Origin of the sequence: Kibdelosporangium aridum, from assembly GCF_900176515.1 — a bacterium.
GTDB lineage: Bacteria > Actinomycetota > Actinomycetes > Mycobacteriales > Pseudonocardiaceae > Kibdelosporangium > Kibdelosporangium aridum.
In genome coordinates this window covers 1987268-2007701 of sequence record NZ_FWXV01000001.1, presented here as the reverse complement: position 1 = coordinate 2007701, position 20434 = coordinate 1987268, and the positions used below count along the sequence as shown (strand labels likewise).

Sequence of the window (20434 nt, the reverse complement as noted above, 5' to 3'; positions counted from 1 at the left end):
TCACGGCGCCTGCAGGCCGGGGTTGCCGGCCTCGATCACATAGCTCTGCACGGTCTTGACCGGCATGTCCCGCACGCTGACCTTGTCAACGGCCCGGTAGTCCACGTTCATCCGGGTCGGCGTGATGGACGTGCGCACGTACCCGCGCAGGTTCTTGTAGAACTTCACGTGCGGGTTGGTCGGTGTGACCCCGGTGTGGGAGGCGTCGCCGTCACCGTCGGACGAGATCGAAGTGGTCACCAGCTCGGTGCCGATCACCTTGTCCTGAGTGGTGTAGTTGTTCATCAGGTTGGCCGCCCACGAGCGGTGCACGTCCCCGGTGAGCACGACGGTGCTGGTGTTGCCGCGTGCCTGCCAGCCGTCCTGGATCCGCTTGCGGTTCGCGGTGTAGCCGTCCCACGCGTCCATGCTCCGCTTGCCGTCGGCGGCGAGCCGCTGCGCGAAGAACACCTGCTGGCCGAGGATGTCCCAAGTACCGAACTTCTGGCCCATACCGTCGAGCAGCCACTGTTCCTGCGCGTTGCCGGTGAGCGAACGTGTCGGCGCGTCCGCGTCCGGGCAATTCTGCGAACCGTCGCCGCACGCCTGGTCGCTGCGGTACTGACGGGTGTCGAGCATGTGGAACGTCGCCAGGCCACCCCAGTTCACCCGGCGGTACAACTGCATGTTCTCGCGCACAGGAGCCTGCGCGGAACGCAGCGGCATGTGCTCGTAGTACGCGCGATACGCGGCCTCGCGGCGGGCGCGGAAATCCCCAGCGGGCGCTTGACCCTCTTGCCGCACAAGGTTGGCGTAGTTGTTCTCGACCTCATGGTCGTCCCACACCACAAGCCACGGCGCGGCGGCGTGCGCGGCCTGCAGGTCGACGTCCATCTTGTACAAGGCATGCCGTACGCGGTAGTTCGCGAGGTTGGTGATCTCAGCGGACGGAGAATGCGTACGCACGCGGCCGGTCGCCGCGGCGCCTTCGTAGATGTAGTCGCCTAAGTGCAGGATCAGGTCGGGGCGGTCTTCAGCCATTCGGCGGTAGGCCGTGTAGTAGCCGGTCTCGTAATGCGCGCACGACGCGAAGGCCATGGTCAGAGCGGAACCCGAGCCGAGTGCGGGCGCGGTGCGGGCGCGGCCGACCTGCGAGATGTGCCCGTCGGCCCGGAATCGGTACCAGTACTCACGATCCGGCTGCAGACCGGCGACCTCGACGTGCACGGTGTGCGCGGAGGTCTGCACGGCCGTGGCCGAGCCGGACGCGGCGAGCTGGCTGAAGGCCTGGTCGAGGCCGACCTGCCACTCGACGGTGACCGGGGTGTTCGGCATTCCGCCGAGGCCGTCGGCGTTCAAGGGTCTCGGTGCCAGACGTGTCCATAAAACGAATCCGTCAGCGGTGGGCTCGCCGGACGCCACCCCGAGGGTGAAGGGGTAGGCCAGAGCGTTCGCGGGGGTCGCGCCGATCAGCGGCGCACCCGCGGCGGCAAGGCCACCAACGAGGAACGTCCTTCGATGCAGTCGGGTCATAAGGCCTTTACTACCGGCGCTCAGCAGCCCGTGGAAGCGTCGATGCGACTATTTGCAGGACATTGCTTTCACGTACGACCAGTCGTCCCGAAGAGTCCATATAGCAATATTCGTATGTGGATACGCCCTTACGGTATGTAGGGGCGTTAGCCCTGTCAGGTCACGTGGGGTGACCGGAGTCGGTGATATCCGGTGTGGACACTCGGAAACCACCCTGAACTGGGGCTACCGTGCCGGATATGAGCCACCAGCCCGAGTTTCCCCACGTCCACAGCAGTGAAGACCGTGCGATGGGCCATGCCCGGGTCGAGTTCGCCGAGATGCTGTTCGCGGAGGCCCCGGACGTCGGCGCGTCCCCGCAACCGTCCTCGGAGCTGACCGCGCAGGTCCAGGCATCGGCGTTGCTGGCGGTCTACTACGAGATGCGGCACGGCAACGATCTGCGCGCGGCGCACATCCGTGCGTTGGAACAGCACCGGCTCGCCTTGGCGGAGTTCGCCGGGGGACGGGCCGAGGTTCCCGCGTTGGTCCCGGCCGGGTCCGGCGGAGAGCCGGAGTTGCCGCCCGCCCGCGATCCGGTCGACTGAACCCGGTCCACAACGGACTGATCAGCGCGATGACCGGCGACCCGCCTGCCCGGATTTCCGTGCCCGTGGCCGGCCTTTCTTCGCCTGCTGGAAGGGCAGGGCCTCGACGAGCTCGTCCGGCGCGGTCAGCCGCCAGGCCTCGTAGACCAGTTCGGACAGCTCGTCGGCCTCGATGCGCTCGAGGTAGACCACGACCCAGCCGAAGCCGCCCGAGGTGAACTGTTCCTCGAACACATCCGGGCGCTCGGCCACCAGCGCCAGCTGCTCGGAGATGGTCTGCTTCAGCCCGACCGTCTGCGTCCGCGGCCAGTAGTACCCGAACTTCTTGCCGTGCACGCTGAACGACGTCCACTTGCTCGCCTCGGACCGCTCGACGTCGGTCAGCCCGTCGACGATCCGGTGGAACTCATCACTGTGCACAGCCACGCCTACCCCCAAAGTCCGCCCCGGCATTTTATCGGGACCCCTCCCGGTGGTCCGTGGGTACGGTCACGCCGCGACAGGGAGTGGGTGATCGAGTGATGCGGTGGCTGGCGACCGCGGTGGTGGGTCTCGGCCTGGCCGGTGCCGGATGCGCGCCGACCGGCCAAGCGCCGCCCACACAGGCCTCGCCGCCACCGCCTCCTCCCGCGACTCAACAGCTGGTCCGCTGGTCAGACGCCATGTGCGGCACGGCGAAGGCGATCGACAGTGCTCGTCCGAGCGCCGTGCAGTTCGCGAGCTCCACACCGGATGCCACCCGCGCGGACGCGTTCATCCGTGAAGTGGCCACGTGGGTCGACGGCACGAGCAAGCAGCTGCAGGACCTCAAGCCCACCGGTATCGAGCCGGTGGACTCCCACACCTCGAAGCTCCGGACCTGGTTCACGGGCCTGGAGAAGAAGTCCGTCGACGGCATGAAGGCAGGCGAGGCCGACAAGGTGGCTCACGCCGGTCCGCTGGCCCAGGAATTCAGCACGTCGGAGCCTGCTGAAGCGGGATTGTCCGCGCTGGCCGAACGCACCCCGGAGTTGGTGGCGTCCTACAACGTGGCTCCGGGTTGCACGCCCGTTCGCCAGGCCGGGCAGGATGGGCGGGAGCGGGACCTGGTGCTGTGGGCGAACATCATGTGCGCCACGACCAAGGAGTTGTCCACGCTGCGAACCGACCCGCTGGCCGATCCGGCCGTGTCCGATCCACGGTTCCAACGGGCCGCGTGGGCGTCGCTGGGGACGTACATCAGCTCGGCGGGAAGCCCGCTCAGCGACGTCAGCACCCAGCTGAGCTCGGTGAAGCCGATCGGAATCGCCGAGGCCGACGCCTACCAGGCCGCGTTGCTGTCGGCGGTCCAGTCGGCCATGGCCAAGCTGCCGCAGGGCACCAGCTCGACAGAGCTGTTCCAGCTCCCGATCGACCAGCTCAAGGCGAAAGCCACCGAGGTGGCGGGAATTCTGGCGACGGCGAAGCCCAAGGAGCCGGGCCTGGACGCCATTGTGGCCAAGGACGAGAAACTCAAGGCCGCCCACGGCCTTGCGCCGTCGTGTGAGAGTCCTCAGCAGACGCCTGCGACGGCGGCGAACGGGACGGACCTTTCAGCGTGTCAGAGCGGGAAATGCCAGGTGCAGATCACCGGCTCAGCCGACGTGACCGCGGGCGGGCACACCTTCAAGGTCTCGGTGTCCAGCGCAGGCGTCACTGTGACGGACGCCAGCCGCGTGCTGAACCTCGGGCCGGGTGGCCAAGGGTCGTTCGGTGACGCCACCAAGACGATCGCGGTCAAGCTGGTGAGTTTGACCGGGAACGCTGCGATCGTGGACATCACGGCGTCCTGAGATGTGGACAGTGGTGCCACCCACTGTCCACATCAGACTCTCGCCTTTCCGGTACCCCACTATGGACAGACCGGTGATCAGGCTCGCGACCGGAGCTAGTGCGGCGTCACCAAGGGTTTCGACGCGTCGATGCAGTACGTGGAGAGCATCATGGTCTGCACAGTGCCGACGTTGCGGGCATTGTGCACGACGCCGGTCGGGATCAGGAACGGATCGCCTGACTTCAGGCGCAGCGGTGGCCGGTCGTCGAACTCCATCAGCACGTCGCCTTGGATGATGTAACCGACTTCCTTCCCGCCGTCGTGGGAGTGCCTGCCGGACGCTTGGCCGACCGGGATCTCGAACCTGGTCTGGATGATCTCGAAGCCGGCGAACGGTGCCTCGGTGCGCTGCAGCTCCACTCTGATCACGCCGCTGGCGGCGCCTGCTGACGTTGTTGTCGTGGGTGGCGGATTCTGTACTCCGGCGGTTGGCGAGCATGCACACGTGGCGAGGCCGAACGCGCCAAGCGCGGCAGTGCCGCCGGTGCGCAGCAACGAGCGACGGTCAATCATGAACCCAGTGTGGCGCTAGCAGGTGAATGATTTGTTCACGCGTTGTTGCCGGGCCACCCGCGGATCAGGGCGCCGAGTGCCTCAGCGGGGGCGTCCGGGATGGCTGCGGCCTGGGTGGCGGTCGCGCGTAGTTTCGACCGCTCGGCGAGCAGCCACGTTCGTGCGGCTGCCGCTGAGGCGAAGGTCAACCCGCCAGCTTCGGTTGTGTTCTCCCGGGTTGTGGCTCGTTGTAAGGCATTGTGCGCGGTGGCGGCGTAGAACCTCACGAGCCTGGTCAGAACGTCATGGCACGCGCGCTCGCCGTCGATGGCGTACGCGCGGCTACGGGCGAAGTCCCGGATCGGTGTGAGCAATCGGTAGTGATCGCCGGGGCCGGACTCGAGGAAATGGCTGTCGGCGAGCGCTTCCAGCAGGTCCTCGGTCTCGTCGACGGGGAGATCGAGCGCCACTGCCGCCGCGGTCAATGAGATGTCCGGGCCGTCCGGAATCGCCAGCAGCCGCAACGCTCGCGCCTGTTTGGTCGGCAGGTTGTGCAGAGCGGCCTCGTAGGCCGCCATACCGATTTCGGCGGTACGGAGGCGGTTTAGTGCCGTCCTCAGACTCCAACCGGGCCGTGCGGCGACTCGCGCCGCGATCGTGTGCAGCAGGTGCGGCAAACCGGCCGTTCGACGCGCGAGGAGCCTGGCTTCCTCCGGTTCGGTCTGTGTCCGTTCGACGCCGACGATGTGGCTGAACAGGTTGACGGAGTCCTCTTCGGACAGTCCGGTCAGCTTGTGCCATGCCGCGCAGGTCAAGCCGGGCAACCGGTGCCTGCTGGTGATGATGACGGCGGGCCCGTTGCTGCCGGGCAGCAGCGAGTGGACCTGTTCGATGTCCGAGGCGTTGTCGAGGAGAAGCAGAATCCGGCGGCCGGTGGTCAGCGAACGCCACAGCGCTACACGTTCGGCCCGAGAGTCCGGGATGGTCGCTGTGGAGCTGCGAAGCAGGACTGCCAACGGGTCGGCGGTCGACTCGAGGTTCACAAAGTACTGTCCATCCGGGAACGCCTTGGCGACTTTGTGTCCGATGTGGATGGCCGCAGTGGTCTTGCCGACCCCGGCGAGACCGGTGAGCCCGATGATCGGCATGGTGGTGCCGGTGTTCGTCAGCGTCGTCGCCAACTGGCCGACCAGGGCATCGTGCCCCGTGAACGCCGCCAGGTCCGGCGGGAGCTGGGCGGGACGACGGACCGGCTCGGACACCGTCAGGCCAGGGTCGGACCGCAGGATCCGATGCTGCATCCGCTGTAGTTCGGGCCCGGGATCGATGCCCAGTTCCTCGGCGAAGAGCCGCTGGGACTCCTGGTACAGCGTAAGCGCCTCGGCCTGCCTGCCCGACCGGTACAGCGCGAGCATGAGTAGCTCACGCGGGCGTTCCCGCAGCGGATGCTCCTTGATCAGCGGCATCAGGCCCGCCACGGCCTCCGCGTGCCTGCCCAGTTCAAGATCGGCCTCGGCGAGATCCTCGGTGGCCGCGAGCCTGAGCTGAGCCAGCCGAACACGCTCGGCCTCGACGTACTCGCCATGGATCCCAGCCAACGGAGTGCCCTGCCACAGCGAAAGCGCGGCCCGCAGCTCCAGTGACTGTGCCTCGAAGTCACCGACGCGCCGTGCCTCCCTGGCTACGTTGATCCGTCGCAGGAACGCCGCAAGGTCCAGATTGCCCGGATCTGATGACAGTGCGTAACCGCCCCCGACGGTCCTGAGTGTCGTCGCAGGACGGCCGTCACCAAACGCCCGCCGCAGCCGCGAGATGTACGACCGCACCATCCCCGAGACACCCGGCGGTGCCGAGTTGCCCCAGATCGCGGACACGAGGTCGGCTTGCGTAGCCACAGCACCATCGCGCAGCAACAACAACCCGAGGACCGCACGCTGCCGTGGCGTCCCGAGATCCACCTCGGTCTTGCCAATCCACGCCCGCAACGGCCCTAGCACCTCGAACCGCAGTTCACCCCGCACCGCGCGTCGCCCTCCCGGTATGTTGCCTGTTCGCGAGGGTAGGCGCGCGTTCACCGAACTGCCCAGGTGAAGCCTTACGGTTCGCTGACGTGTTGACCAAGTCTCGCCATTCGGGGACCGAAACAAGGCGTCTGGCACCCATCCCGGCAGACGGTGCCGAGATCATCGCCCGTTCGTGGCAGCGCATGGCCCGGCAGGTCGAAGGCTGGGCGCGGCTGTTGCTGTGCTGGTGCCGTGACAGGATGCGGACATGTCTCGTCGTACGTCGATTTTCTTGACGGCCTTCGGTGTGTGGTCGTGGGTTATCTGGATTACTTTTGCCAAGAACCTCTGGGACTCCGACCGGGCGTGGGCGGCTGACGGGTCGCCGACGGGATACTTCATCGTGCACGCGGTGCTGACCGTGGTTTCGTTCGTCCTCGGGACGATCATTGGCGTCATTGGCTGGCGCGGACTTCGAGCGCGTCGGCGGGAATCCGCGTGACGGTCGGCTGATCGTCGGCCATCATGTACGGCTGTGGAGTCCACTCGAGTGGACCGCTGGCTGTGGGCGGTCCGGCTGACCAAGACCCGGACGGACGCCGCGGCGGCGTGCCGTGGCGGACACGTGCGCGTCAACGGTCGGCCCGCGAAGCCCGCCACCACTGTCACACCAGGTGACGAGGTGCGCGCCCGCGTCGGCGCCACCACTCGGGTCGTCGAGGTCGTCCGGGTCATCCAGAAGCGGGTCGGCGCCCCTGACGCCGTGACCTGCTACATCGACCGCACACCTAAACCACCGCCGATCGCGAGCGCTCCGGTGGCCGTCCGCGAGCGCGGCGCCGGCCGGCCGACGAAGCGCGATCGCCGAGTCCTCGACAAGTTCCGATCAGGATTTTGATGCCAGATTCACCGCCCCCATACGAGATACGCGCGCTGTACACCGGCACGACGGTCACGGTCTACCAGGCATACCGCCCATCGATCGGCATACCGGCCGTCCGCGATGGCCGCTTCCCAGCCGAGTGGAAGCGCGACCGAATGACGTGGATCAAGCCCTCCTTTCTGTGGATGATGTACCGCTGCGGGTGGGCTGAGAAAGAAGGCCAGGAAACGGTCCTGGCCATCGAAATCACCCGCACCGGGTTCGAATGGGCACTGAGCAACGCCTGCCTGTCGCACCACAAGCCCGGCGTGCACCCCGACGAAGCCACGTGGAAACGCCAGCTCAAGACGTCACCAACCCGGGTGCAGTGGGATCCCGAACGCAACCTGCACTTGAAGCCGTTGTCGTACCGGTCCCTGCAGCTGGGCTTGGCCGGCGAGGCCGCGCACAAGTTCGCCGACGAGTGGATCGTGTCCATCACGGACGCGACACCACTCGCCCGCGAGATCCACGGACTCGTCCGCGAGAGAGAGCTGGACGCTGCCAAGGAGCTTCTGCCGAGGGAGCAGCCGTACCCGATCGCGGACGAGGTCCTGGCCCATCTGCGTTGAAGGCGCCGCGCGGCGACCACCGACGACCTGGGCGGAGCTGTTGAGGTCTGCGCGTCAGTTGCATTTACCTCGGTATCGCCGTTCGCAGTGGACTTCTTCGCTACCCGCTCAGATCGGTCAACGGCGGACCCGATAGCGCAGGTGAAGCACCCGGTTGCCCTGAATCACCACGTCAGGATCCTCCAACAGGTGCTGCGCGTGGACCGACCCGAAGTAGCGCTTGCCGGACCCGAACACGACGGGTACGACGTCCATGCGCACCTCGTCGACCAGGCCCGCGGCAAGCGCCTGGCCACCGACGTCGCCAGCGGCGACCTCGACCATGCGGTCGCCCGCAAGCGCCTGAGCCTTGGCCATGGCTGCCTCGACGCCGTCGACGAAGTGAAACGGCGCCTCAGGGTCCCAGCCCTCGGGCGCCGGCCGGTGCGTCACGACGACCGCGTGGTCGACCCCGCCCGGAGGCTTCCCGTCCCAGCCGTCGGTGATGTCGAAGACGTGGCGCCCGGCGATCATCGCCCCGATCTGGTCCCAGTACGGCCGGGTGTAGTCGTAGGACGTCTGCGACACCTTCAACACGCCGCTCTCGTCCAATGGGACGTCACCGCTGGTCAACCAGTCGAACAGTGGTCCGGGCTGGTCGTTCTCGTCGGCGATGAAGCCGTCCACCGACACCGAGGCGTACATGACCACCTTGCCCACGGAGCTCTCCTCTGCTTTGGGGTGCCCGCAAAGCTAGCGTGTCGTGGGCTGTCGCTCTTGTAAGGAATCAATCGGCAGGCAGCGGCCAGCTGTCCAGCGTGTGGCCGGGATGTTCGCGCAGGAACCGCCGCCGGACTTCGAGGTACCGGGTCGGCGTGAGCCCGGTGAACGCCCGGAACTCGTGGCCGAAGTGGGCCTGGTCGAAGTAGCCTGCGCCACCGGCGAGCTCGGCCCAGTCGATCGGTTCGGCGGGGTTGATCGTCAGCACGGCGGCGGCGAAGCGGTGGGTGCGGGCCAGCCGCTTCGGCGTGACGCCGATGAGCTCCTTGAACCGCTGTGCCAGATGAGTGCTGCTGACACCGGCTGCCACGCTCAGGTCGCCGACCGGCACCGCCCCGCCGGTCGCCGCGATGACGCTGCTCGTATGGCGGACCAGCCCCAGGCCGCGGGCCTCGCACAGCCGTCGCATCAGCTCGTCCTCGAGCAGCGTCAGCATCTCGTGCGGTCCGTCCGCCGTGGCCATCCGGTCTCGCAGCTCAGCAATGGCGGACCGGCCCCAAACCTGCTCCACGGTCACCGGCCGGTCACACAGCTCGGCCGCGGGCATCGGCAGGAACGGCGCCAGCCCCCACGGCTTGACGTGCGCGCCGACGGACCGGGTCCGGAGTGGATAGCTGAAGTCCCACGCGCGGGTGGGCGTGGTGACCACGCAGCCGTCGGCGTACTCGGCCGTCTCGATGTCGGTGCCGCCGCGGATGCGGAACGGCGCCCCGAGGTTGACGATGAGCAACGCCGCCGGCGCTGGCGGCAGCGTCAGCCGGGCATACGGCGGCGCACCCTCCAGGTAGTAGAGGTCGTCGATCAGCCCGTCCAGCGGCGGTCGCGGCACTCTGGACACGTACTTCACGCCCACAGCATCGCCGACGCCCCGCCGGCATCGCGCGCCGGGATGGTCCAGCCGCACTGCCGCAGCATCGAGCCGGCACCCATCGACTTCGCCACGAAACTTCTTGGGCACAATGACTTGACCACGTGCTCCCCGAAGCAATCCCTGCGGTGGTCTTCCGCTCGCCGCGAACGAGTGAGCGCGGTCGGATCGGTGTGCGATGGCGGCCACCCGTTCGGCGAGCCGGTCGGCCAGTTCGTTCAGTGCCCGCGATCGCAGGGACGGATCGCGGGACCAACCGTGGTGTCGAAGGTGGAGCGAGCGGCAGCGATCGCGGCCTGCGCCTCGGCGCGGCCCGCGGAAACGTAGGCACCGACGACCTCACCGGTGGAAGGGTCGATCGACTCGTGGACCGAGCCGGTATCGCTCCACTCGCCGTTGATGAGATTGCGGGCGTTGCTGGTGGTCGACATTGTTGTCCTCTCGATTCTGCTCAGACGGGGTGCCGGTCAGTTGGTATGTGCCGCGGTCGTGCGGCCACGGGTTTCTGCCGGATAGTGCTTGCGCAGGTCGGAGGTCGTCATTCGGTCGAGCATCCGGTCGGGCAGGAAGCGGAGGCACCGATGAGGAACGCGTGCGGCGAGCGCGGCGACGTGGTCAGGGTTGGTGATGTCGAGGATCATCGGCTCGACGTCCGCAGCGCGCAGGGCTTACCGTCGCTGTCGCGACGCACGCCGGCGAGGACGTCGAGGCCGCGGCGACTCCGATCAGCAGGTGCGGATCCTGGAGCTTGTCGGCAAGCATGTGGCGCAAGAACTCTGTGACGGCATCAACCTCCGCACCGTTACCGTCGACGAATCGAAAAGGCGTCAATGCGTCACCGGTCTCCTCGCCCCACCTGTCCCTGCAATCTCCAGCTTTGCCACATCCCGAACCGTCGCGCCGCGGTCCATCCATACCTCCCACAAGCCGTCATGATCAACGGCCCGAGATGACAGCAGATCTGGGCGATCACTCGCAGTGCTGCTTGTGGACGAATCGGGCTTCACCAGGGTTCACCCGTCATTGCCCGTACGCGCCAAGGGAGGCCCGAACCAACCATCTATTTCGGTCAACGGGGCATCAGGTGTCCGGTCCTGCGACCGGACCCGGCGCAGGAGTCGCGGCTGTTGGCCGTCATCGTGAACCTCTACGACCGGCTGCGCGAAGCTGCCGAGCGCGCCTGGCTTGGTGAAGCCAACGGCTTGCAGATGAGTCGCGACGCAGCCAGTCAGAGGCTCGCGCAGATGCGGAAGCTCCGGACGCAGACCACGGTTGTTGCGCTGCCTACGATGAGCGTCCCAACTTCCGTCCAGGCGCTGGCCAAAACGCCACCGAAGAAGGAACCAGCCTGTGAGCATCATCGGCAACGTAATCACCGCCGTCGTGGCTTTGCTCGGTGTTGTCATTGGCGGATGGCTGACAGTTCGCAATCAAGAGCGATCTTGGCAACGAGAACACTCCCGTCAATGGCGAGACATTCGTCTGGCCGCCTACAACGAGTTCCTGGCAGCGTGCCGTCAGTACATTGCGTTCACACTTGAGCCAACCGCCAAAATCACTGCGGTCCCGCACCCCCGAGAGCCTGGCCAGATGATGCCGTTCTTCGACGAAGCAGGGAGGCCCTACAAGGAGAAGCTGGAGTCCGCCTTCACCGCTGTCCGGCTCGTCTCTGAGCTTCCTGACACCGTCAGAACCGTCGTTACCGTCGTCAACCGTGCTCGTCAGATCGCGGCCGCAAGGGCCACCCATTCTGAGGCTGATCTTCCTTCTGAACCCTTCAAAGTTCTGTGGTCGGCAGAGCAAGAATTCTTGGTTGCTGCTCGCCTGGAACTTGGCTTGTCCGCAATGCCCCGAGCTCCAGGAACTAACTGAGCAAAGGTTCGTGGGACGGACGGACACGGGTGCGCGGGGCTCTACACCGACGAGAAGAACTTGTGTAAGACCGGGCCGAGTACCTCCGGGTCGGCGACATGGGTTTGGTTGGCGATGACCTGACGTTCGGACGCCGGTAACGCGCTGGCAAGTCGATCGGCGGCCGCGTCGAAGAAGCCGGGTTGGAGTCCGCCCATGTGGGGGTCGGGGACGCCGCCGGTGGCAACGAGGACAGGTTGCGTGATGGACTCCAGCCGTGCTGCAGGAACTGGGCCGTCGCCAATGCAAGCGGCGTCGTACGCCAAAGTGGGGGCGAGTGTCACCAGGTCGAGCCAGACCGGTGATTCGCGGGCTTCGGCGATGTCATCGGGTGAGGATCCGGCCAAGCCCATGAAGAGTGCGACGGCGTCACCACGTCTGCCCTCGGACAGCGCCGCGACGAGTTGATCAACGTACTGCGACCAGACCTGGACCATGGTTTCGTCTGCCATGTAAGGGACTTCGTACACCGCAAGGCTGGCGACGGGCAGGCCGGATGCGACCGCTTCGAGGGCGAGCGCCCCGCCTGAGGACACGCCGAACACATGGGCTGGACCACCGGTCACGGCGATCACGGCGGCAAGGTCTTCTGTTTCACGCTCCAGGGAATAGGGCAGCGTGTCGCCGCTCTCGCCGCGGCCCCTTCGCGCGTAGTTGAGCACGGTGAACCACCGCGCCAGGACGTCTGCCAGCGGCGCGTTCTCCGAACCGTCGTCGAGGCCGCCGCCGACGAGCACGACCGGCGGGCCCTCGCCGGAGACGGTGTACGCGATCCGGGTTCCGTCCGGGGATTCCAGGTGGTTCACGGTTGACTCCTCTCGGTGGATTCACGCTAGCCCAGGGGTCTGACAATCCGGCGAGAAGACGCCGATGGGCCGATCATCCCGCCAATCGTTAGCTAGGCTCACAGTGCGCGTCGCGCGCCTCAGGAGTCCGTTGTGGACATTGTGAACCTGGGATATACGAGGAGATTCTCCATGACTGACGGTTCGAACATCGGTCGGCGTAGCCTGATCGCCGGGGGAGTGGCCGCGGTGGCCGGTACCGGCCTCGCCGCGCAGGCCTCGGCGAGCACCCTGCCACCGAACGAACTGAAGGGCTACAGCCTTCCCTTGAGCGCCAAGGGCGAGGCCAACATCGTCGGCGCGCCGCCGTGGAACTACGTCGGCGATCTGGTCGGTGTGGAGTTCTGGACGACCCCAGAAGCCGCACAGGCCGCGCTGCCCGCCGGACTGACGCCCGACCCGACCACCTCGGGCCACGGCTACGCGCTGTTCATCGACTGGCAGTTCACCACCGGCGACCGGCAGGACTACCTGGACCCGGTGCGCAGCCAGTACTCCGAGTTCCTCGTCCTGCTGGACGCCCGGTTCCAGACCACGAACGTGGCGTGGTGCCCGTTCATCTGGGTCGACAACGACGCATCCCTTGCCAGGGGCTGGTTCCAGGGCTTCCCGAAGAAGATCGGCCAGGTGCACCAGACCCGCGCCTACGCCGTGGGCAGCAAGGCCGCTCCGGTGCTCGGCGCGGGCGGGACGTTCGCGGGAACGCTGTCGGCCGCGGGCCGTCGCCTGGCCGAAGGGCAGGTCACGCTGGCCAACACCATCCCGAACCTGCCCGCGTTGTCCCGGCCGATCGTCAACCTCCGGCATTTCCCGCGGTTGAAGGCCGGTCAGTACGACAACCCCGCGGTGCACGAACTCACTTTGTCTATTTTGGACGGAGTGCAGCTCGGTACCACATGGGCGGGCACCAGCAAGCTCCAGTTCTTCCCCGCCCCCGGTGAGGAACTGGCCGACCTGCGGATCATGCGCACCGGGCAAGGGTTCCGCAGCACGCTGTCCTACTCGGTGTCCGACCTGAGGATCCTCACCGGTCCCGACGCGGGCTGAGCAAAGAGGTGGGGGACCCGGGCGGGTCCCCCACCTCATCAAACTCCGACGACCTGCCAGGCGGTGAACGGGGCATCCGGCCCCGCCGCGGTCTGGCGGCGCTCGTACAACCGGCAGTCTCCGCCGACGACCAGCAGCCGCACGATCCCGGCGTTGTCCAGCACAGCGGCAGGCCCGATCTCGCAGTACCCGCCGAGATCAGTCCACGGCCCGAAGTTCCCAGCGGTGTCTTGTTTGCTCATGCTGATGCCGTAGTTGTCGTTGCGCGCGAACGCGAACACGCGCGGACCACCGCCGGTACCGGACCCGGAGCGCACACCGAATGACGGGCCGATCCCGCCTTGTCCGTTGATGTGTTCCAGTCCCGACCAAGTCCCGCCGGGGCTGCTTTCCCGGCTGATCCCCAACGCCCCGTCACCGTGTTCGCGGATGACCAGGATCCCGTTGTCGTTGCCCTGCATGGCAGGGCTCGGCGTGCCTACCGTCTCGACAGCGGGGAAGTCGAGGTCGGGGCTGGTGCCTTCGCCCGGCGGCTGCGTCCAATGCGCGATCTGGCCGTTGTTGTCCGCGAAGACGTTCAGCAGATCGTTGCTGCTGAGGAACACGGTCGGCTGGCCGAGAACGTCCGGGCCGCCGCTGATGTGGTCCCAACCGGTGATCGGGCCGTTCGGTGTGGACTGGAAGGCGTTGCTGATCCCGCCCGCCGAGTTGAGCGCGTACATCTCAAGGCAACCGCCGACGTTGCGCCCCAAGGCCGGTACTCCGATGACGTCGCCTGGCGAGCCGAGGCTCTCCCACGTCCCGAAACCGCCTCCCGGCGCGGTCTGCCGGGTGGTCCTGATGTCGAAGGTGTCCCAGCTGTACACGGCGAGCTGCACGGTGCCGTCCTGGTTGAGCTCCATGGCCACACCTGGCACGAAACTGCCCGATATCAGGATGGTCGGTGCGGACCACGTGGTGCTGCCCGCGTTCTGCCGCCACGCGATCACATTGTCACCGCCGACGACGACCGCGTGCAGCGCGCCCGTCCCGTCCTTGATGACGAACGGCTCAGTCACAGGGAACCGCTGGTGGTTGCGTAGCGCGTGCCCGTCCCACGCGTCCTGGGGCGGCTTGAGGTACTTCTTGTACTCGTTGAAAGCGGCCATTTTCGCCCCGGCCAGTGCCGGTGGCACGTTCACGGGCGAGTTTTCCGTGTTGTAGCAGCGGTAACGCAGCAGCAGGCACTGCTGTGTGGGAGCTGGGCCTTCGTAGGCCTTGACCGCGAGCTGGCCGAAATAGGCCGCCGCGATGTGGTCGACGTGGTCGCCTCGGTATCGCTGGTCCGGCGCCGGGTCCTGGATCCGGATGGTGGTCGGCTGGAAGAGCATCAGCATGTCCACCAGTACCGCGAGCAGTTCTTCGCTGTTGTAGTCCTGAACCTCGGTGACCGGGCTGCCGGTCGGCACGATCGTGATGGACCTGAAGGCCGGGTCGTCCCACATGTTCATCAGCGCGCGCAGGTACAGCGGGTCGCCGCCGTCCGGCAGGTTGATCCAGTACAGCTGGACGTGTGGGGCGCCTTGCAGCGTGTTGCGCTCGATCAGCTTGCCCGCGACGGTGATCGCGTCGATGGTCCAGTTGTTGGGCTGTCCGGCCAGCACGGCATAGGCCTCGCGGGTTCCGCCGTGCAGTCGCGCGGCGAATTCCTCCCGGGTGAGTCCCTGTTCGGGCCACCCGTTGTCCTCGTCGGCGGTGAGGTAGATGGTCCGGCTCGGCAAGCCCGCGGTGATCGAGGGGTGCAAGTCGGGGTTGATGAAGATCAGTTCGTCGTCCGAATGGGCGAGAATCGTGAGATAGCTTCCGCCTGCCGGCACCGCCATGGCGTCGGTGCGGGCGCGTGGCTTGACGAACCCTTTGGCCCACTCGGGTGGCCTGGATCTGTCTGCGGGTACATGGACGATATTTCCGGGCGTATGCGCCATCGATCCCCCTCGACGTGCGGTTGGTGCTGCTATTGAAGCTAGACGCCACGGAGCGCTGTGAGGTTGCTCTTCACTTGACCGGGTGAGTCCAAATAAGCAACTATGCAGCTAGACGACGTGGAGGGTGGACCGGCGATGCGAACGGCGACGACCGTCGAGGCCTCGAGCGGCTGGCGGGACATGACCGGCTTCGTCGTCGAGGCCGAGAAACTAGGTCTCGACGTGTGTTTCGTGGCCGAGGCATGGGGCTCGGACGGCCCGTCGGCGCTTGGTTTCTACGCCGCACGGACCGAACGGATGCTGCTGGGGTCGGGCATCATCCAAGTCGGGACACGCACACCGGTCGCGATCGCGCAAACCGCCATCACTCTGTCGAACCTGTCGGAAGGTCGCTTCCTGCTTGGGCTTGGCGCGTCCGGTCCACAAGTGATCGAAGGCCTGCACGGCGTGCCGTTCGCCCGGCCCTTGACCCGGATGCGGGAAACCGTCGAGGTCGTCCAGCGAGTCCTCGACGGCGGCAAAGTCTCGTACTCCGGTGAGATGTTCCAGATCCCCTTGCCAGGGGGCAATTCCAAGCCGATGCGGCTCTCGGCGCGCCCGGAGCACGACATCCCCGTGTACCTGGCGACGCTGTCGCCTGCGATGCTGCGGCTGACGGGTGAGATCGCGAACGGCTGGCTGGGCACCAGTTTCGTGCCGGAAGGCGCGGCCGGCGCGTACTTCAGGCATCTGGACGACGGATTGGCGAAATCCGGTCGGACCCGCCAGGACCTGGACATCTGCCAGGGCGCGGAAGTGGCGTTCGCGCCGGACGAGGACGCGTTGCGCGCGATGGTCGCCGGGCGGAAGAAGGAATTGGCATTCAGCCTCGGCGGGATGGGCTCGGCGTCGACGAACTACTACAACCAGGCGTACAGCAGGCAAGGCTGGGCGGACGTCGCCACCGAGGTCCGCGACCGTTGGCAGGCCGGTGACCGGGACGGCGCGGCCGGGCTGGTCACCGACGAGATGGTGCTGGCGACGACGTTGATCGGCACGGAAGCCATGGTCCGCGAACGGCTGCGGGTGTGGCGTGACGCGGGCGTGGACACCGTCAGGTTGTACCCGGCAGGTGAGACGCTCGACGACAGGCTTGCCACGTTGGCCAAGGCCATCGAGATGGTTCGGGAGATCTCGTGAAGCGCAGTTCGTTGGCGCGATGGCCGTGCTCGATCGCGCGGACTATGGACCTGTTGGGTGACTGGTGGACGCCGCTGGTGTTACGTGAGTCGTTCTACGGCATTCGCCGGTTCGACGAGTTCCAGCGCACGCTCGGCATCGCGCGCAATACCCTCACCGAACGGCTGACCCGGCTGGTCGCGGAAGGCCTGCTGGAAAAGCAGATGTACCAAGAGAAACCGCTCAGGTACGAGTACGTGCTGACCGAGAAGGGGCGCGATTTCTTCGCCGTGCTGCTGGCGATGACCCGGTGGGGCGACCGGTGGTTGTCCGGTATGGACGGTCCGCCGGTGACCATGCACCACGACACATGCGGTCATGAAGCGCAGGCTGAAGTGGTGTGTTCGGCGTGCGGTGAGCACCTGACGTCGGATGACGTGACGATGCGGTTCGGGCCCGGGTACCCCGAACGACTCAAGAAAGTGCCGGAGGTCCGGCGGCGGTTCGCCGGACAGGGAGGTTGATCGACGATGGAGTGGACCGGTGCGCGGTACGCCGACAAGCCGTCCGTGGAAGTGCGGACGTGGATCGAGGCACCCGCCGATCGGGTGTGGTCGATCGTGTCCGACATCGGGCGGATGCCCGAGATGAGCGCCGAACTGCAATCGGTTGAATGGCTTGACGGCGCGACCGGGCCCGCGGTCGGCCGCAAGTTCGTCGGGTACAACAAGCACGACTCCTTCGGCGAGTGGTCGACCACGTCCGAGGTCGTCGAGTACGAACCCGAGCGGGTGTTCGCGTGGGCGGTCGGCGATCCGGCAGACCCGTCCGCGGTCTGGCGATTCCGCTTGCAGCCCAAGGACGGCGGCACGGAACTGGCCGAGTGGATGCAGATGGGGCCCGGCCGCTCGGGACTGTCGGCGGCGATCGACCGGATGCCGGACAAGGAACAGAAGATCGTGTTCGTCCGGATGCGCGAGTTCGAGCGCAACATCACCGAGACGCTGGCGCAGATCAAGAAGATGGCGGAGTCGCCGAGCCCCCGATCAGCGTAATGTACGCCGACCGGCGAACCGGAAAATCCCAGGACACGAAGATCGCTTGTGGACGGTTCACTCACGGGCCGTCCACTGTGAACCACCCGTTAGTGCGGAGCGGGCCGCCCGGGTGGCGGATACATGCGCCAAGTGGCGGCTGCAAGGCTCGACAAGGTTGAGCAACCGACTGAGCCTTGTAGAGGAGTCATCCGGATGGCCACTGTCCAGTCCACCACCGGACCGGTACTGCGTAGCGACTACCAGCGCTCCATCGCCGCGTACTGGAACAAGGAGAAAGATCCGGTCAACATCAGGCTGGGCGACGTCGACGGTCTGTACCACCATCACTACGGCATCGGTGACTACGACCAGTCGGTGCTCCAAGCGGGGGACCAGGCGATCATCGAGGAGATGCACCGGCTGGAAACGGCGCAGGCGGACGTGCTGTTGGACCACCTGGGTGACATCGGCCCGCAGGATCGGTTGCTGGACGCGGGATCCGGCCGTGGCGGCACGAGTTTCATGGCGAATCAACGGTTCGGCTGCCAGGTCGACGGCGTGAGCATCTCCGAACAGCAGGTCGGCTTCGCCAATGATCAAGCGCGGCAACGGAATGTGGCCGACCGCGTCCGGTTCCACTTCCGCAACATGCTGGACACCGGGTTCGAAACCGGTTCGATGCGCGGTATCTGGACCAACGAGACGACGATGTACGTCGACCTGAACGAGTTGTTCGGTGAGTTCTCCCGGCTGCTGCAGTACGGTGGCCGGTATGTGTGCATCACCGGGTGCTACAACGACGTGACGGGCGGGCGTTCGCGTGCCGTCAGCCAGATCGACCAGCACTACATCTGCAACATCCATCCGCGCAGCGAGTACTTCAAGGCACTGTCGGACAACGGGTTCGTGCCGATCAACGTGGTCGACCTGACCGCGGCGACGATCCCGTACTGGGAACTGCGGGCGCAGTCCTCGGTCGCGACCGGCATCGAGGACCCGTTCCTGACGGCGTACAAGGAGGGCAGCTTCCACTACCTGCTGATCGCGGCCGACCGAATCTGACCACTGGGGACACCAGATGACGGATATCCTGTTCGGACCGTTCGGGCTGGGGACGTCAGCGGCCCGGGTGACGTCCCAGCTCAGCCATGATCCGGCTTACGTGCAACGGGAATGGGGCGACGGAACCGCCTCGCCGCTCTACACGCCGGTCGTGGAACGCGTGAACGAACCGCTCGCGGAGGAGGTGAACCGAAGGCTGGTGGCGTGGGCCGCGGAGTGCGGCTTCGAAGGTGAGAACCTCGAGCTCCTCGGCAAAGCCGGGTTCGGCAAACTGGCGATGCTGACCCACCCGGACTCCGACGACCCGGACCACTTGCTGATCGCGGCCCAGATGAACGCGGCCTGGTGGGCGGCGGACGACCTGTACGCCGACGACAGCGAAATGGGCGCGACGCCAACAGCGTTGCCGCCACGTCTGGCGTTGGTGATGGCGGCCATGGACCCGGTCGCGCCGGCCGGGGAATTCACGGCCCCACTGGAGGAAGCGCTCCGGGCGGATCCGATCCTGGTGGCATTGCGGTCGGGCGTCGAGCACATGTCCCGGTACGGATCAGCGGCGCAGATCCAGCGAGTCAACTACTCGACGTTCGCGATGTTCGTCAGCTGGAACGCCTATGCCGCTTGGCGATACACCGGCGAATACCCGCCGGCATGGGAGTATCTGGCGGCACGTCAGCACGACAGCTTCTACACGTCGATGACATTGATCGACATCGTCGGCGGATACGAGCTGCCCGCCACCATGTTCTACGACCCCAAGATCCGTCAGGCGGCGTTCCAAGCCGGAACCGCGACAGTGCTGGTGAACGACCTGCACTCGGTGGAGAAGGACGCGGCCGACGAAAACCCGGTCTGCAACATGGTTTTGCAGATAGCGGCGGACCGGGACTGCTCACTGCAGGAGGCGACTGAAGCGACCGTGGAGTTGCACAACACCATTGTCCGGGACTTCGAAGCGGGCCACCGTAACCTCCAAGCGGTGCCTTCGTTGGAACTACAACGGTTCCTACGCGGTCTGCGGGCGTGGATGGGTGGCGGCTTCGAGTGGCACGCGACCAACCCGCGCTACAAGAGCAAGCCAACGCCGGAACCGTCGTCACACGAGGAGCCGCCCGCGGCTGACTGACAGACTTGGTGTCACGGCGCACAGGGGACGCCGTGACACCAACGTCAGTCGGCTGAGTGAAACCATGACACCAGGTGTCAGGGTTTGCCGCGATCATGGAGTCGACCACCGGATCGACAAGGACCTCCATGCGCGAAACACCAGCAGAACTCAACGAGCTCCAGACGCTCCTTGACGCTTCACTCGACCGCTCCACCTCACATCTGCGCTCGATCATCGGCCCTGGCAGAACTCTGACCGCGGAGCAGCTCACCCAGGTCCTCACCGGCATGTGCACCCTCGCCGTGTCCACCGTGACCGCCAAGGGCGAGCCGAGGATCAGCGGTGTGGACGGGCACTTCCTGCACGGCAAGTGGCACTTCGGCACGGCTTGGACCGCCGCGAAGGCACGCCACCTCGCCGCCCGGCCTGCGGCCAGCGTCGCGTACATGCGTGGTGAAGACCTGGGCGTGTTCACGCACGGCACGGTGGAGATCCTCAACCCGCTGGGCGGCGAGCCTGCCGCTGACTGGCCGGAGCTGAGGCTGTACTTGGCGGACTTCTACGGCGACCACGCGTTCGACTGGGACGCGGAGGTTGTCTATTACCGGCTGCACCCGCACTGGATGACCGTGTACGCCCCCGACTTCGCAAAGCTCACGGGCACTGCTTGACCGGTACGGATGGCAAGCCATCCGTTCGCCTCTGGTGCGAATACTTACCACGTGGTAGAAATTG

Annotated in this window: 23 protein-coding genes; 13 read left to right on the top strand and 10 right to left on the bottom strand. The window is 66.3% G+C overall.

Features of this window, described 5'->3' with window-relative positions; translation table 11 throughout:
- The gene (locus tag B9C43_RS08650) at positions 1-1512 is read right to left on the bottom strand and encodes an alkaline phosphatase D family protein (protein ID WP_033386884.1); all 1512 of its coding nucleotides are present in this window, start codon (positions 1510-1512) and stop codon (positions 1-3) included.
- A gap of 239 nt (positions 1513-1751) precedes the next feature.
- On the opposite strand from B9C43_RS08650, the gene B9C43_RS08645 reads away from it, so the two are divergent.
- A complete protein-coding gene (locus tag B9C43_RS08645; RefSeq protein WP_143446186.1) occupies positions 1752-2099 on the top strand; it encodes a hypothetical protein in 348 nt (115 codons plus the stop codon).
- A 21-nt stretch (positions 2100-2120) separates the two neighbouring features.
- Here B9C43_RS08645 and B9C43_RS08640 read toward each other — a convergent pair whose 3' ends face one another.
- Positions 2121-2525 carry an MmcQ/YjbR family DNA-binding protein gene (locus tag B9C43_RS08640; RefSeq protein ID WP_407657077.1) on the bottom strand — a complete coding sequence of 135 codons (405 nt, stop codon included), beginning with the start codon at positions 2523-2525 and terminating at the stop codon, positions 2121-2123.
- Between the two features lie 92 nt (positions 2526-2617).
- Here B9C43_RS08640 and B9C43_RS08635 point away from each other — a divergent pair, with 92 nt between their 5' ends.
- On the top strand, positions 2618-3910 hold the full coding sequence (locus B9C43_RS08635; RefSeq protein WP_143446185.1) for a hypothetical protein: 1293 nt from the start codon (positions 2618-2620) through the stop codon (positions 3908-3910).
- Positions 3911-4005: 95 nt separating this feature from the next.
- Here B9C43_RS08635 and B9C43_RS08630 read toward each other — a convergent pair whose 3' ends face one another.
- Positions 4006-4464, bottom strand: coding sequence for a cupin domain-containing protein (locus tag B9C43_RS08630; protein WP_084425369.1), 459 nt, complete (start codon positions 4462-4464; stop codon positions 4006-4008).
- A gap of 35 nt (positions 4465-4499) precedes the next feature.
- Entirely contained in the window at positions 4500-6464 is a 1965-nt protein-coding gene (locus tag B9C43_RS08625; RefSeq protein ID WP_143446184.1) for an AfsR/SARP family transcriptional regulator, read from the bottom strand.
- Positions 6465-6714: 250 nt separating this feature from the next.
- Between B9C43_RS08625 and B9C43_RS08620 the strand changes: the two genes are divergently transcribed.
- From B9C43_RS08620 to B9C43_RS08610, 3 genes are read left to right on the top strand one after another with little or no spacing between them, the layout of a single operon-like run.
- Positions 6715-6948, top strand: a complete 234-nt coding sequence (locus tag B9C43_RS08620) for an SCO4848 family membrane protein (protein WP_033386864.1) — start codon at positions 6715-6717, stop codon at positions 6946-6948.
- A 33-nt stretch (positions 6949-6981) separates the two neighbouring features.
- Positions 6982-7344: an RNA-binding S4 domain-containing protein gene (locus B9C43_RS08615; RefSeq protein WP_084425367.1), complete on the top strand. Its 363-nt coding sequence runs from the start codon at positions 6982-6984 to the stop codon at positions 7342-7344.
- Positions 7344-7940, top strand: coding sequence for a DUF4291 domain-containing protein (locus B9C43_RS08610; RefSeq protein ID WP_084425366.1), 597 nt, complete (start codon positions 7344-7346; stop codon positions 7938-7940). The genes B9C43_RS08615 and B9C43_RS08610 overlap by 1 nt, the downstream gene beginning before the upstream one ends.
- A gap of 117 nt (positions 7941-8057) precedes the next feature.
- Here the strand turns inward: B9C43_RS08610 and B9C43_RS08605 are convergent, their stop codons facing one another.
- From B9C43_RS08605 to B9C43_RS57470, 4 genes are all read right to left on the bottom strand, one after another.
- Positions 8058-8639: a dihydrofolate reductase family protein gene (locus B9C43_RS08605; RefSeq protein ID WP_084425365.1), complete on the bottom strand. Its 582-nt coding sequence runs from the start codon at positions 8637-8639 to the stop codon at positions 8058-8060.
- A 67-nt stretch (positions 8640-8706) separates the two neighbouring features.
- Positions 8707-9528, bottom strand: a complete 822-nt coding sequence (locus B9C43_RS08600) for a helix-turn-helix domain-containing protein (RefSeq protein ID WP_084425667.1) — start codon at positions 9526-9528, stop codon at positions 8707-8709.
- Between the two features lie 257 nt (positions 9529-9785).
- Positions 9786-9998 carry a hypothetical protein gene (locus B9C43_RS08595; protein ID WP_200825460.1) on the bottom strand — a complete coding sequence of 71 codons (213 nt, stop codon included), beginning with the start codon at positions 9996-9998 and terminating at the stop codon, positions 9786-9788.
- Between the two features lie 36 nt (positions 9999-10034).
- A complete protein-coding gene (locus B9C43_RS57470; RefSeq protein ID WP_200825459.1) occupies positions 10035-10208 on the bottom strand; it encodes a hypothetical protein in 174 nt (57 codons plus the stop codon).
- Positions 10209-10917: 709 nt separating this feature from the next.
- On the opposite strand from B9C43_RS57470, the gene B9C43_RS08585 reads away from it, so the two are divergent.
- A complete protein-coding gene (locus B9C43_RS08585) occupies positions 10918-11439 on the top strand; it encodes a hypothetical protein (RefSeq protein ID WP_084425364.1) in 522 nt (173 codons plus the stop codon).
- Between the two features lie 41 nt (positions 11440-11480).
- Here B9C43_RS08585 and B9C43_RS08580 read toward each other — a convergent pair whose 3' ends face one another.
- Complete coding sequence (locus B9C43_RS08580; protein ID WP_084425363.1) at positions 11481-12284, bottom strand: alpha/beta fold hydrolase; 804 nt, start codon at positions 12282-12284, stop codon at positions 11481-11483.
- A 171-nt stretch (positions 12285-12455) separates the two neighbouring features.
- On the opposite strand from B9C43_RS08580, the gene B9C43_RS08575 reads away from it, so the two are divergent.
- A complete protein-coding gene (locus tag B9C43_RS08575) occupies positions 12456-13370 on the top strand; it encodes an acetoacetate decarboxylase family protein (protein WP_084425362.1) in 915 nt (304 codons plus the stop codon).
- Positions 13371-13408: 38 nt separating this feature from the next.
- Here the strand turns inward: B9C43_RS08575 and B9C43_RS08570 are convergent, their stop codons facing one another.
- A complete protein-coding gene (locus B9C43_RS08570; RefSeq protein ID WP_235038500.1) occupies positions 13409-15232 on the bottom strand; it encodes a DUF8189 domain-containing protein in 1824 nt (607 codons plus the stop codon).
- 237 nt (positions 15233-15469) lie between these two features.
- Here B9C43_RS08570 and B9C43_RS08565 point away from each other — a divergent pair, with 237 nt between their 5' ends.
- From B9C43_RS08565 to B9C43_RS08540, 6 genes are all read left to right on the top strand, one after another.
- The gene (locus B9C43_RS08565; RefSeq protein ID WP_084425360.1) at positions 15470-16513 is read left to right on the top strand and encodes an LLM class flavin-dependent oxidoreductase; all 1044 of its coding nucleotides are present in this window, start codon (positions 15470-15472) and stop codon (positions 16511-16513) included.
- Positions 16510-17016 (top strand): winged helix-turn-helix transcriptional regulator, encoded by a 507-nt coding sequence (locus B9C43_RS08560; RefSeq protein ID WP_084425359.1) that lies wholly within the window; start codon positions 16510-16512, stop codon positions 17014-17016. Before B9C43_RS08565 ends, B9C43_RS08560 begins: the two co-directional genes overlap by 4 nt.
- 6 nt (positions 17017-17022) lie before the next feature.
- The gene (locus B9C43_RS08555) at positions 17023-17547 is read left to right on the top strand and encodes an SRPBCC family protein (RefSeq protein ID WP_084425358.1); all 525 of its coding nucleotides are present in this window, start codon (positions 17023-17025) and stop codon (positions 17545-17547) included.
- A gap of 195 nt (positions 17548-17742) precedes the next feature.
- Positions 17743-18591, top strand: coding sequence for a geranyl diphosphate 2-C-methyltransferase (locus tag B9C43_RS08550; RefSeq protein WP_033386816.1), 849 nt, complete (start codon positions 17743-17745; stop codon positions 18589-18591).
- Between the two features lie 16 nt (positions 18592-18607).
- The gene (locus B9C43_RS08545) at positions 18608-19717 is read left to right on the top strand and encodes a family 2 encapsulin nanocompartment cargo protein terpene cyclase (RefSeq protein ID WP_084425357.1); all 1110 of its coding nucleotides are present in this window, start codon (positions 18608-18610) and stop codon (positions 19715-19717) included.
- Between the two features lie 128 nt (positions 19718-19845).
- Complete coding sequence (locus tag B9C43_RS08540) at positions 19846-20370, top strand: pyridoxamine 5'-phosphate oxidase family protein (protein WP_084425356.1); 525 nt, start codon at positions 19846-19848, stop codon at positions 20368-20370.
- Positions 20371-20434: the final 64 nt, after the last annotated feature.

Bases quoted from the DNA above. Each gene is read 5' to 3' on its own strand.
- B9C43_RS08650 (WP_033386884.1), bottom strand. From the start codon at position 1,512: ATGACCCGACTGCATCGAAGGACGTTCCTCGTTGGTGGCCTTGCCGCC.
- B9C43_RS08645 (WP_143446186.1), top strand. From the start codon at position 1,752: ATGAGCCACCAGCCCGAGTTTCCCCACGTCCACAGCAGTGAAGACCGT.
- B9C43_RS08630 (WP_084425369.1), bottom strand. From the start codon at position 4,464: ATGATTGACCGTCGCTCGTTGCTGCGCACCGGCGGCACTGCCGCGCTT.
- B9C43_RS08620 (WP_033386864.1), top strand. From the start codon at position 6,715: ATGTCTCGTCGTACGTCGATTTTCTTGACGGCCTTCGGTGTGTGGTCG.
- B9C43_RS08610 (WP_084425366.1), top strand. From the start codon at position 7,344: ATGCCAGATTCACCGCCCCCATACGAGATACGCGCGCTGTACACCGGC.
- B9C43_RS08595 (WP_200825460.1), bottom strand. From the start codon at position 9,998: ATGTCGACCACCAGCAACGCCCGCAATCTCATCAACGGCGAGTGGAGC.
- B9C43_RS57470 (WP_200825459.1), bottom strand. From the start codon at position 10,208: ATGATCCTCGACATCACCAACCCTGACCACGTCGCCGCGCTCGCCGCA.
- B9C43_RS08575 (WP_084425362.1), top strand. From the start codon at position 12,456: ATGACTGACGGTTCGAACATCGGTCGGCGTAGCCTGATCGCCGGGGGA.
- B9C43_RS08570 (WP_235038500.1), bottom strand. From the start codon at position 15,232: ATGGCGGTGCCGGCAGGCGGAAGCTATCTCACGATTCTCGCCCATTCG.
- B9C43_RS08565 (WP_084425360.1), top strand. From the start codon at position 15,470: ATGCGAACGGCGACGACCGTCGAGGCCTCGAGCGGCTGGCGGGACATG.
- B9C43_RS08555 (WP_084425358.1), top strand. From the start codon at position 17,023: ATGGAGTGGACCGGTGCGCGGTACGCCGACAAGCCGTCCGTGGAAGTG.
- B9C43_RS08550 (WP_033386816.1), top strand. From the start codon at position 17,743: ATGGCCACTGTCCAGTCCACCACCGGACCGGTACTGCGTAGCGACTAC.
- B9C43_RS08545 (WP_084425357.1), top strand. From the start codon at position 18,608: ATGACGGATATCCTGTTCGGACCGTTCGGGCTGGGGACGTCAGCGGCC.
- B9C43_RS08540 (WP_084425356.1), top strand. From the start codon at position 19,846: ATGCGCGAAACACCAGCAGAACTCAACGAGCTCCAGACGCTCCTTGAC.